8 protein-coding genes and 1 pseudogene are annotated in these 12,755 nt (G+C 46.1%); 6 read left to right on the forward strand and 3 right to left on the reverse strand.

Features of this window, described 5'->3' with window-relative positions; all coding sequences use genetic code 11:
* The first annotated feature begins 621 nt into the window (after positions 1 to 621).
* From ACYX4M_RS02510 to ACYX4M_RS02535, 6 genes and pseudogenes are all read left to right on the forward strand, one after another.
* On the forward strand, positions 622 to 1,284 hold the full coding sequence (locus ACYX4M_RS02510) for a GntR family transcriptional regulator (RefSeq protein WP_334056576.1): 663 nt from the start codon (positions 622 to 624) through the stop codon (positions 1,282 to 1,284).
* A 65-nt stretch (positions 1,285 to 1,349) separates the two neighbouring features.
* Positions 1,350 to 2,225 carry a methylisocitrate lyase gene (gene prpB, locus ACYX4M_RS02515; RefSeq protein ID WP_476081757.1) on the forward strand — a complete coding sequence of 292 codons (876 nt, stop codon included), beginning with the start codon at positions 1,350 to 1,352 and terminating at the stop codon, positions 2,223 to 2,225.
* Between the two features lie 237 nt (positions 2,226 to 2,462).
* Positions 2,463 to 3,586, forward strand: a pseudogene (gene prpC, locus ACYX4M_RS02520) (bifunctional 2-methylcitrate synthase/citrate synthase).
* Between the two features lie 18 nt (positions 3,587 to 3,604).
* The gene (gene acnD / locus ACYX4M_RS02525; RefSeq protein ID WP_476081758.1) at positions 3,605 to 6,196 is read left to right on the forward strand and encodes a Fe/S-dependent 2-methylisocitrate dehydratase AcnD; all 2,592 of its coding nucleotides are present in this window, start codon (positions 3,605 to 3,607) and stop codon (positions 6,194 to 6,196) included.
* A 10-nt stretch (positions 6,197 to 6,206) separates the two neighbouring features.
* A complete protein-coding gene (gene prpF, locus ACYX4M_RS02530; protein ID WP_476081759.1) occupies positions 6,207 to 7,388 on the forward strand; it encodes a 2-methylaconitate cis-trans isomerase PrpF in 1,182 nt (393 codons plus the stop codon).
* Between the two features lie 120 nt (positions 7,389 to 7,508).
* The gene (locus ACYX4M_RS02535) at positions 7,509 to 8,765 is read left to right on the forward strand and encodes a response regulator (protein ID WP_476081760.1); all 1,257 of its coding nucleotides are present in this window, start codon (positions 7,509 to 7,511) and stop codon (positions 8,763 to 8,765) included.
* A gap of 10 nt (positions 8,766 to 8,775) precedes the next feature.
* Here the strand turns inward: ACYX4M_RS02535 and ACYX4M_RS02540 are convergent, their stop codons facing one another.
* The 3 genes from ACYX4M_RS02540 to ACYX4M_RS02550 all read right to left on the reverse strand — a co-directional run bounded on the left by ACYX4M_RS02540 (position 8,776) and on the right by ACYX4M_RS02550 (position 12,746).
* Positions 8,776 to 10,353, reverse strand: a complete 1,578-nt coding sequence (locus ACYX4M_RS02540; RefSeq protein WP_476081761.1) for a sodium:solute symporter family transporter — start codon at positions 10,351 to 10,353, stop codon at positions 8,776 to 8,778.
* 117 nt (positions 10,354 to 10,470) lie between these two features.
* A complete protein-coding gene (locus ACYX4M_RS02545; protein WP_476081762.1) occupies positions 10,471 to 12,192 on the reverse strand; it encodes a PH domain-containing protein in 1,722 nt (573 codons plus the stop codon).
* Positions 12,192 to 12,746, reverse strand: a complete 555-nt coding sequence (locus tag ACYX4M_RS02550) for a PH domain-containing protein (RefSeq protein WP_476081763.1) — start codon at positions 12,744 to 12,746, stop codon at positions 12,192 to 12,194. Before ACYX4M_RS02550 ends, ACYX4M_RS02545 begins: the two co-directional genes overlap by 1 nt.
* Positions 12,747 to 12,755 lie beyond the last annotated feature (9 nt).

Genomic DNA, 12,755 nt, shown 5'->3' on the forward strand with positions numbered 1-12,755 from the left:
ATAAAATATTACAAACTTACTTTCAATAAAACTTTGCCTTAAAAGTAGAATCTACTTTTCCAGTCCTCTGAAATGCAGTATTAGAATTTAGGCTTGAAGACTGGAACGATATGTTACCGTTAGATTGCTATCCTGCAAAGTGAAATATTACACTTTTGCTAAAATAAGATTCCAAAATTAGACTAATTGGTTAGGAAAACCATCAAAAGCCAAGTTTTTTAACAAAACTGCAAAAAATTTAAACATCAGATAGATAGCGAACCTTTTCCACTTTAAAAAAACACCCTTGGAATTTAATTAAACCCTAGACCAAAAGGACAAATTTCAACCACTACATGAGCTCTCGATATTGGTTCTGTATCCTAACCTTTAACCAAGAAGCACGCTTGTAAGATTACCTTCAAATTACGCCAAGCGGCATAAGGCTGCTCACGCGTTGCTCTAACGCTAGTTTTTTTCGAGTTTACCATTACCTCGCTAAGACCAAGCGAACAAAACAATTGATTATTACTATAAGACCAAAATCTTACCTTTGTTGTCGACAATTAAGCGCTCAAGAGGTTGAAAAAAACCACAAATCGACATATATTGTCGACATTAATCAAATTAAGACCGAGTATTGTGTTAGTAAAAAGCGAACAAGCCATAACCAACGCTGACCGTACTTTCTTTCAATTAAGAAAGGATATTGTTGAAGGCATCATTCCCGCTGGCAGTAAGCTGAGTGAAATGGAATTGTCGACAAAGTATGAAGTGAGTCGCGCTGTTATTCGTGAAGCCATAAACCGTCTTGCAACCTGTCACCTAGTGGAACGTAAAGCCAACGTAGGTGCCCGTGTGGTTGCGCTGTCCCCCGAAGGCCTTATTCAGCTATACCAAGTACGTGAAGCGTTAGAAGGTATGGCAGCACGCTTGGCCGCACGTTATATGAGCGATGAAGAGATTGCTGATATGCAGGCATTGCTAGATAGCCACTTTGATAAAGTAAAAGGCGGTCAAAGCTATTATCAAGAAGCTGGCGATGTAGACTTTCACTACCGAATTGTAACTGGCAGTAAAAATGATCATTTAATAAGTGTGCTTGTAGACGGGCTGTATCACCTAGTGCGCATGTATCGCGTACAGCTCGGTATGGCAGGCCCGCGCGTTAGCACTGCATTTGATGAGCACAGACACATCGTTAACGCTATTGCCAATCGCGACGAAGAACTGGCTGAAATGCTAATGCGTCGCCATATTCTTTATTCAAAAAATAATATTGAGAAGAAGCTTAATCATGGTTAACACCACTCAGTCTTCTTCATACCTAATTCACCTCTACCCTACTTTCAAATAAGCGAGTGATTATCATGAGTGCAGGAAAGAAATTCAGAACCGCGTTAGAGAACAATAAACCTCTACAAATTGTAGGCACCATTAATGCCTACACCGCCATGATGGCAAAGGCCATTGGCCACCAAGCTATTTATCTATCAGGTGGCGGCGTAGCGAATGCGTCTTACGGCCTACCCGACTTAGGCATGACCTCGCTTAATGATGTGATTGCAGACGTGCAGCGAATTACCAGCGCATGCGACCTTCCGCTAATGGTAGACATCGACACAGGTTGGGGCGGCGCATTTAACATTGCTAAAACCATTCGCGATATGGAGAAAGCAGGCGCAGCAGCGGTGCATATGGAAGACCAGGTAGCCCAAAAACGCTGTGGTCACCGCCCTAACAAAGAAATTGTTAGCACAGAAGAAATGGTGGACCGCATAAAAGCGGCGGTTGACGCCAGAACCGACCCAGACTTTTTCATCATGGCCCGCACCGACGCGTTCGCGCAGGAAGGTTTGGACAAGGCCATTGAGCGTGCAAAAGCTTACGTTGCAGCGGGTGCTGACGGCATATTCGCAGAAGCAGTACAAACCGAAGAACATTACCGTGCATTCTCAGAGGCATTAGACGTACCTATTCTTGCCAATATAACTGAGTTCGGCAAAACCGAACTATGGAGTAAAGAAGAGCTTGGCGAATGGGGAGCAGACATGGTGCTTTACCCATTAAGTGCATTCCGTGCTATGAATAAAGCAGCAGAAATGGTGTACAAATCTATACTTGAAAACGGTGACCAAAAAGCCGTTGTCGACAGTATGCAAACACGTATGGAATTGTACGATTATCTTGGCTACCACGAGTACGAGCAAAAACTAGATGCCCTATTCGCAGAAGGCAAAAATTAGTAAATACATAAATTCAGCTTGAAGTTGGCGGGCACGAAGATGTAGGGGTGAAGTACAGTTCTCTGCCCCTCCGAGGCATGGTTGCCGAGGCGGAGCCCCCATGGATGGGTTCACGGCGTGGCAGGGGGCTTTGCTTTGCCCCAGCAGCCAATGTGGCCGCCAACTTCAAGCGTCCAAATTACTCACTATTTTCAATTAAAAGTACCTTACAAATTATACAAGACCGGAGATAACAAGATGGCTAAACAGTTAAGTGGTGCGGGTTTACGCGGCCAAGTTGCAGGTAAAACAGCATTATCAACCGTAGGTAAGTCAGGTTCAGGTTTAACGTATCGTGGTTATGACGTAAAAGATTTAGCGCAAAACTGCCAATTTGAAGAAGTAGCGTACCTTATTCTTAAAGGCAAGCTACCTAACCAGTCTGAGCTAGACGCTTATAAAACTAAACTTCGCGGCATGCGCGGCCTTCCAACAGCATTGAAAGAAGTGCTAGAGCGCATCCCAAAAAATGCGCACCCAATGGATGTACTTCGCACAGGTTGCTCAATGCTAGGTAACCTTGAAATGGAAACCAGCTTCGATGAGCAGCAAGACGTGACGGATCGCATGTTGGCGTGTTTCCCAAGTATTATCTGCTACTGGTACCGCTTCTCGCACGACGGTGTGCGCGTAGACGTTGAAACCGATGACGACTCAATTGGTGGTCACTTCCTACATATGCTTCATGGCGAAAAGCCTCGTGAGCTGCACGAGCAAGTCATGCATGTATCGCTAATTCTCTATGCAGAGCACGAGTTTAACGCCTCTACTTTTACCGCACGTGTTTGTGCATCAACTTTATCTGATATGCATTCTTGCGTAACCGGAGCTATCGGCTCTCTTCGCGGTCCACTTCACGGCGGTGCTAACGAAGCCGCCATGGAAATGATTGAAGGCTTTACCTCTGCCGATGATGCTGAAGAAAAAATGATGGGCATGCTTGAGCGTAAAGAGAAAATCATGGGCTTTGGTCACGCGATTTACTCTGAGTCTGACCCGCGTAATGAAATTATTAAGCAATGGTCTGAAAAGCTAGCTGCTGATGTGGGTGACGACGTACTTTATCCAGTGTCTGTTCGCTGTGAAGAAGTGATGTGGCGCGAGAAGAGCTTTTCTGTAATGCCGATTTTTTCCACGCGTCTGCTTACAACTTTATGGGTATTCCTACACCGCTATTTACGCCAATCTTCGTAATGTCACGCCTAACGGGTTGGGCGGCACACGTTATGGAACAGCGCGCAGACAACCGTATTATTCGTCCATCAGCAGAATATACAGGCGAAGAACTACGCCCAGTGCCAGCTATTAGCGAACGCGCTTAAGATTAAGGTTGGGGTTTTATGAATATTGATTACCGTAAACCGCTTCCAAACGCGGGTATCGATTTTTTCGATACCCGTGAAGCGGTAGATGCTATTGAACCAGGCGCCTATGCCAAGCTACCTTATACGTCGCGTGTACTGGCTGAAAACTTAGTGCGCAAATGCGCGCCTGAGATGCTCACCGACTCACTTAAACAGCTTATTTATCGCAAGCGTAACTTAGACTTTCCATGGTTTCCTGCTCGCGTAGTGTGCCACGATATCCTGGGGCAAACGGCTCTTGTCGATTTAGCTGGTCTTCGCGATGCAATTGCTGCTAAAGGCGGCGACCCTGCTAAAGTTAACCCGGTTGTGCCAACCCAGCTAATTGTTGACCACTCGTTAGCGGTGGAACACGCAGGTTTTGAAAAAGACGCGTTTGAGAAAAACCGTGCTATCGAAGACAGACGAAACGACGACCGTTTCCACTTTATCAACTGGACAAAAACCGCGTTTAAAAACGTAGATGTTATCCCGCCGGGTAACGGCATTATGCACCAAATTAACTTGGAGCGTATGTCACCCGTTATTCAAGCCCGCGATGGTGTGGCCTTCCCTGACACGCTAGTAGGTACCGACAGCCACACGCCGCACGTTGATGCACTTGGTGTAATTGCCGTGGGTGTGGGCGGTCTTGAAGCGGAAAGCGTTATGCTGGGCCGTGCGTCTTACATGCGTTTGCCTGACATTGTAGGTGTTGAACTTACCGGTAAACCACAGCCTGGCATTACAGCAACCGACATTGTATTAGCGTTAACTGAATTCTTGCGTAAAGAGCGCGTGGTATCTGCGTATTTGGAATTTTACGGCGAAGGTGCATCGCATCTTACGCTGGGCGACCGTGCTACCATTTCGAACATGACACCGGAATACGGCGCCACTGCCGCCATGTTCTATATTGACCAGCAAACCATTGATTACTTGCGCCTAACAGGACGTGAGGAAAAGCAAATTGCATTGGTTGAACAATATGCCAAGCACACGGGTTTGTGGGCAGATGATTTAGAAACCGCCGAATACGAGCGCGTGCTGACATTCGACCTTTCTGCTGTTGGCCGTAATATGGCCGGCCCTTCGAACCCTCACGCTCGCCTACCAACCAGCGACCTAGAAAGTCGCGGTATTGCTGCGAAATGGGATGAAGAAGAAGGCAAAATGCCTGATGGCGCGGTTATTATCGCAGCTATCACCAGCTGTACTAATACGTCAAACCCGCGCAATGTTATTGCAGCAGGCCTGCTTGCGCGCAATGCTAACCAGCGCGGTTTAACCCGTAAGCCGTGGGTTAAAAGCTCGCTAGCGCCTGGCTCTAAAGCCGTTAAGCTTTACCTTGAAGAAGCCAACTTAATGAGCGAGTTGGAAGATTTAGGCTTTGGCGTTGTGGCATTTGCGTGTACTACCTGTAACGGTATGAGCGGCGCGCTAGACCCTAAGATTCAGCAAGAGATCATCGACCGCGACCTTTACTCAACAGCAGTGTTGTCGGGTAACCGTAACTTCGACGGCCGTATTCACCCTTATGCAAAACAAGCATTCTTGGCATCGCCACCGCTGGTTGTAGCTTACGCCATCGCCGGTACGATTCGTTTTGATATTGAAAAGGATATATTAGGTACCGACAAAGACGGCAACCCGGTAACCCTTAAAGACATTTGGCCAAGCGACGAAGAAATTGATGCTATTGTAGCGAAGTCGGTGAAGCCAGAGCACTTTAGAAAAGTATACGAACCAATGTTCGACCTAAGCGTTGACTATGGCAAAGACATTAACCCACTATACGATTGGCGTGAAATGAGCACCTACATTCGTCGCCCGCCTTACTGGGAAGGCGCAATGGATGCCGAGCGAACAATGAAAGGTATGCGTCCGTTAGCTATTTTAGGTGACAACATCACCACTGACCATTTATCACCTTCGAACGCCATTATGGCAAGCAGTGCTGCAGGTGAATACTTAGCAAAAATGGGGCTACCCGAAGAAGACTTCAACTCCTACGCCACCCACCGAGGCGATCATTTAACCGCACAGCGCGCTACTCTTGCGAACCCGAAAGTGTTCAACGAGATGGTGCTAGACAATGGTGAAGTAAAGCAAGGTTCACTGGCCCGCGTTGAGCCAGAAGACAAAGTCGTCCGCATGTGGGAAGCCATTGAAACCTACATGAACCGTAAACAGCCTCTGATTATTGTTGCTGGCGCCGACTACGGTCAGGGTTCCTCACGGGACTGGGCTGCTAAAGGTGTGCGTCTTGCGGGCGTTGAAGTGATTGTAGCAGAAGGCTTTGAGCGTATTCACCGTACTAACCTCATTGGTATGGGCGTGTTGCCGTTAGAGTTTAAGCCTGGCACTACGCGTAAAACGCTTGAGCTAGACGGCACAGAAACCTACGACGTTAGCGGCGAACCGTCACCAGGTGCAACGCTAACACTGGTAGTGAACCGTCAAAACGGCGAGCAACTAGACGTGCCGGTAACCTGTCGCTTAGATACGGGTGAAGAAGTATCGATTTACAGCGCAGGCGGCGTATTACAACGCTTCGCCAAAGACTTCTTGGAAGCTGAAGCTAGTTGAGGGAAAGAACATGACAAAGTATGCGCCACAACTTCGAGTACCGGCTACCTATATGCGTGGCGGTACCAGTAAGGGTGTGTTTTTCAATTTAACTGATTTGCCAGAAACCGCGCAAACGCCAGGCCCGGCGCGCGATGCCCTGCTTCTTCGTGTTATCGGCAGCCCAGATCCATACGGTAAACAAACCGACGGTATGGGCGGTGCCACTTCAAGTACTAGCAAAACCGTGATTTTGAGTAAAAGCGAACGTGAAGGTTACGATGTTGACTATCTGTTTGGGCAAGTAGCTATCGACAAACCTTTTGTAGACTGGAGCGGAAACTGCGGCAACTTAACCGCAGCCGTCGGCGCATTCGCCATTAGCAATGGGCTAGTCGATGAAAACAAGATTCCAGAAAGCGGTGTTGCCACCGTCAATATTTGGCAAGCAAATATCAATAAAGCCATTATCGCAAAAGTGCCTGTAACCAATGGTGAAGTACAGGAAACTGGCGATTTTGAACTAGACGGCGTCACCTTCCCTGCCGCAGAAGTGGAAGTGGCATTTGTTGACCCAGCTGACGGTGAGGGGGCTATTTTTCCTACTGGCCGCTTGGTAGACACGCTTGAGGTACCCGGCGTTGGCTCACTTCAGGCAACGATGATAAACGCGGGTATACCTACCATTTTTATTAACGCTGAAGATATTGGCTACAACGGCACTGAGCTGCAAGGTGACGTAAACAGTGATGCTGAAGCTTTAGCGAAATTTGAAGCTATTCGTGCGTACGGCGCAGTCCAAATGGGTTTGATTAAGGATGTAAGCGAAGCGGCAAATCGCCAGCATACTCCAAAGGTTGCATTCGTTGCCCCGCCAACAGGCTATAAAGCTTCCAGTGGAAAAGACGTGCTTGGTTCAGATATTGATGTGTTAGTACGAGCGCTATCCATGGGAAAACTTCACCATGCAATGATGGGCACAGCAGCGGTAGCTATTGCCGCCGCTGCTGCTATTCCGGGAACCTTGGTGAATATAGCCGCAGGAGGCGAAGACAGAGAATCAGTAACCTTTGGACACCCATCCGGAACGCTTCGAGTCGGAGCAAAAGCCAACTTTGAAAACGACAAGTGGAAAATTGAGCAAGCCGTGATGAGCAGAAGTGCACGGGTCCTAATGGAAGGTAATGTTCGTGTTCCACCTGAACAACTCTGATCAAGCTCACAGCATATAAGACATACCTTATTTAGACATAAGTCTAAAAAGCCCTCTCTTTGAGGGCTTTTTCTTTTGCAGTTGGTTATTATCAATAGATAAGTATTCAGAGTAATTCGCATGTATAAAGTTCTTGTAGTAGAAGACAGCATAACTGTCCGTAAGATCGTTAATAAGCTTATTGAGGATAACCCTCATTTTACTTGTGATCTATGTGAAGACCTCGCTGAGGCCAAAAGCGCACTTGAAAGCGAAACAGAATACCTTGCTGCCATTGTCGATCTAAATCTTCCTGACGCCCCCAATGGTGAAAGTGTTGAGCTTGCGCTCTCCTATAACGTTCCAACCATAGTGCTAACCGGCAATTTTGACGAATTCACTCGTGCCCAATTACTCGACCAAGGTGTACTCGATTACATTACGAAAGAGTCTCGTTACTCCTACCTACAAGTTTCTAAATTAGTAGATCGCTTAAGAAAAAACCTAACCACAAAAGTACTTGTTGTAGAAGACTCTAAAACCAGTCGAAATCATATTTGCTCGTTACTTCGCAAGTTTCAGTTTCAAGTACATGAGGCCACCGACGGTTTAGAAGCACTTGATTTACTTGAAAAGCATCGCGATATAAAAATGGTGATAGCAGATCATAGAATGCCCAATATGGATGGCTATGAGCTCGTTAAAACGATTCGCCACGAAAGGCGGATGCAGGATTTAGTCTTTATTGGGCTTTCTGCCACTGGTGACAGCGTGCTTACCTCTAAATTTATTAAAAGCGGCGCTAATGACTTTTTGTCTAAGCCGTTTTATCACGAGGAATTTTACTGCCGAGTCATGCAAAACCTTGAATCCCAAGAAATGATTCAAACCATTCGTGACTCCGCCAATTTAGATGCGCTAACAAAGGTTTACAACCGACGCTTTCTACATGAAAAAGCCGAAGAGTTGTTCGCCAACAGTACGTCTAGAAAAGACGTGATTGTATCTATGATTGATGCTGACAACTTCAAAAGCGTGAACGATACGTATGGTCACAAAACTGGTGATATGTTGTTGCAGGAATTCGCTGCGCTAATGAAAGATTACTTCCCTGACGACTTAATTGTTCGCTACGGCGGCGAAGAATTTACCGTAGTATCGGTAAGGCCGCCCAAAGTGTATCTATCAGCGCTTTCTGCATTTATGGATGCAGTTCGCACTACGCTGTTTACCAGCCACAAATTTAACATTACGTGCAGTATCGGCGTAAGCACCGAAGAGCACAAATGTTTAGAGTCGCAGCTAGAAAAAGCCGACGCGCGCTTATATGAAGCTAAACATGCTGGCAAAGATCAGATTATTCTGAGGGACTCAGTTTTACGCAAGGAAGAAGCTTAAAACTCTGATGCTATTGCAGCCAACCAGGTAACAAATAGCAAAATACCACTAACAAGCAAAAGTAACTTACCAACAGCACGGTAATAGTCCTGTCTGTAAGTACACTAACAGCACCCTCTCGGTTGGAGGCAATAGTATTTGCCTCGCCGCTTGGAACAAGTATCGAAAGAATAATCGCAGGTAACACTGTTCCAATAAAACCTGTTACGTTCCACCAAAACCAAAATACGTCATCGACAAAAAATGCGAAGGTTAGGTTGGTTGAAACGCCACACAAAAGGCCAAGGTTGACGTGCTTGGCACCTACATTTTTCGTTAAAATTCCAAGTAAAAAAACAGCTAAAACAGGGCCAAAAAAGACAGAGCCCACTTTGTTCACCGCTTCTATTACGGTAGGCGCTATATCGCCAGCATTGAGTGAAAGCAGCAAAATAATCACACCCCATATCAGCCCCGCTAATTTCGCGTTGCGAAGATAGCGTTCAGATTTTGCTTGTTTTCCCTTCAACTTGAAATAATCTTCCAGTGAAACAGCTGCAAGGGAGTTGATAGCAGAACTCAGTGATGACATAGCTGCAGCAAGAATAGCGACCACAAGCAAGCCGATAAGCCCATGAGGTAAATAGTTAAGAATAAATACCGGCATAAGCCAGTCTGGATTATCTTTAGGAATTTGAGATAGCAAGTTAGCGTCGTTGAACGCTAACGTGCCTATCACCAAGCCCGCTAAACAATATAGAAGTGTTATTGGAAACCTGAAAATGCCGTTGGCTAGCATTATCTTTTTTAGATCGCTTTCTGATCTAGCTGACAGTGCTCGTTGCGCTTCAGATTGATCGCACCCATAGTAAGAGGCATAAAGGATAACGCCTCCTAATACCATAGGTAAAAAGCCGAAGCCGTCTCCGTCAAAACCTAGAGAGGAGAAATTAAGGGTAGAAACTCGTTCGCTAGGAAGTAATTGTAGAAAGGATTCCCAACCGCCCAATGCGTTAAGACCAAAAGCAATGCAGATAGCTGTGCCCAAAACGATGACAACCATTTGTACCGCGTCACCATATACAACTGCTTTCATGCCGCCCTGCAAGGAATACAAAATGGTAATAACACCAATGAGTAAGATTGCCTGCGTGGATGAAATCTGCATGGTTCCTTGCAATATAATGGATAGCGCGTAAACCATTATGCCGGTAGCAAAGGCTCTGCTAAATTGGAATACAACACTGATACAAATACGGGTAGAGATAGAGAAACGACGTTCAAGGTAGTCGTATATACTCACTACACCACTTCGGTACAGGGTTGGTAATACAAGGGTAGCAAGTAACAACATGGCTAAAGGCACCGCAAGTTCATAAGAGAGCCAAATCAAGCCTCCTCCCTCACGAAAGCCGACAAATGCGGGAGCGGAAATAAAACTGACCGCAGAAAGCTGCGTCGCCATAACTGATAATAACAGCGGTTTCCAACCTAAGCTTCTACCTGCTAGAAAGTAATCTTTCTTCGACTGCTGTCCGCGCAAGCTAAAGCCGATGGCGAGTAGCGCAATGAGGTAAAACGCGATGACACTGTAATCTAGAATATCCATATAAACGCAGGGTTGTGTAACTTGATACCTACCTTTACACAAACTCGCGCTATTTGCATAAAAAAACAGCGAATAAAAGTAGTGAACAAAAAAATAGCGTTATAGAAGTGCCTTACATTACATCCAAGACTTTCTGGTTGACTCCACCTCAAATAACACACTATCTGCTAGTTTGTTAACGTAGTCTTCTGGTAGAAACGGCACAGTCACCGCCCCCGAGGCCAGTACAAATTTAATTGTGGCCAGTTTTTTTCGCCTCATAAACACGCTCTGCTTAACAATAACTTGCTGCGCTTTGTAGGGCTCGAAGCACTGATAGTCTACGCCTACTCGTCCCCGTCTTATGTAAACGTACTTGTTATCGTAGGCTATTCCCCACCGCCACCATCTAAGTGTTAGTAAAAGGGCCACTATGATAAAAGTTGAGACTGCTCCAATCATAATGTCTAAATGAGATGTTACTGCGCCAACAATGAAAATGCCGAGAAGTGGAGTAGTCCAAGCTGCTAGCAGCCAAAACCGAATGAAGCGCCGACTTATCGTTTGATAATGCTGGCCGCGTAAGTCGCAACCTGGCATAACCTCTTGGCTTAGGTTAAAGGCTTCGTTTTCAGTTACCGATGGAACAATGAGCTTATTTGGCGACATCAGTTCTTGCATTTGCTGCCCAGCGGTAGAGTTTTGCTCAAAATACAAATTGACCCGCTTAAGAATTTTGTCCAACCAGTCTTGTTTTGCCGTAATCATTTGAATACGCGATGCACGCATGCTGACTTCAAGCTTATTGAGCAAGCCGCTGCGGCGGATATACCGGTCTCCTGTTCTTGAAAGCGTATAGCCGTAAAAGGTGAATAGCGCGCCACCAACACTCAGCAGTGCCACGAACGCCATAAGCATCATGAGAATGACAAAAGCATATAATCCAAATTGCCACCAAGCGACCGTTTGTTCACCAACTAATTGATTAAGCTGCAAACCTTTATCGGCCAGCCACTCTGAAACTACGCCAAACACATCGTCGTAAAATGGTGCTGCAGCACCTAATATAATCCACACACGATTATTAGTAATGCCATGAATAATAATGTCTTTAACAGAACGGCGGTTTAGCACTTCTTCACTTGTAGTGGGGTTATATTGCGCTCTAGCGCCAGAGCTTTGTGTTCGCGAAGACGAACTCTGTCCATCCGGCAATTCTCCATCGCAGAAGTCCTCGCTTGATAGCTCATCTATATCGCCCACGTCGTGATGCGCTTTTTCATACAACACCTGCTTCTTTAGCGCTTCGGCATAGCCTTCCGGCACAGCCACTATTTTTGCTTCTTCTTTAGCGCTCCCTGCCGTATCGAGTACCACCAACGCATACCCAAAGGGACGATAATAAAAAGGACGCTCTATTTTTACGTTTTGAATACGCCACAAAGGCAGGTTGGTATAGCGTCGCTGAAGCACGCCGTGGTGAATTTCGACGTGCTGGTTATGCACGCGAAACTTGTACATTAAAAAGCTTATTAGACCGCTACTACTGGTAGATAGAAAAAGGATCCCGGCACCGATTAGCACTTCAGGCGACAGCAGGTTATCCCAAATATTAAACGATATGGCTAAAGCGGGAATGGTGTAGATAAGCACTTGTGCCGAGGCGGAAAAATTACGAATGGTAAAGTACAAAATAGAAATGATAGAAAGGCGTTGCCACTCTCCGCCGGTTTCTACTTTCAGCTGTGGCTCTGAAGCCCCCGCTTCCTGAGTGTGAGGCAACACATCTACATTGTCCTCACAGACACCTGCTCTAGCAACATCAGGCGTCTGGTTTGAAAACGATTCAGGCGCGGTCATTAGCGAGCACCAATATCTTTGTGAGCAAGTATAAACTCACGTAATTGCTCAGCCCTTTCAATACTTAACCCAGGAATTTCAAAGGTATGCATTTCACCACCAGCCGAGAACACCTGAAGAGAGGCGAGGCCCGCCCACCTGTCTAGCGGCCCACGGTTAACCTCAACGTGCTGAACACGCAAAATAGGCTGACACGAAAGCTTTCTAAAAATGAGCCCTGACTGTTTGCTGATGTCCTGCTCTCGTATTGCGTAGAATATGCGTACATCGGCAAAAAAGTGATACAGGGCCCACACACTCGTTAATGTGACTATACCTGCAACCACATAAGGGTATGCATTGAGTAGGTTTTCGGGTAATGACCAAAATCCTTGAAACCTAATCCCTGTAACAACACACACGACTATCAAGGCTATCAAACCAATTGCGAACATGTTGAGCGCTCGATATTTCTTAGATATAGGCAACAAGGTGAGTTTTTTAAGGGCGGGGATAGCCTCAACACTTAGCTGTGTGTTTGAAAATACCGAATCTTGTTGTGCGCTTGTGGTCATTACCATAAT

The organism is Alteromonas sp. ABV4_150 (assembly GCF_056311745.1).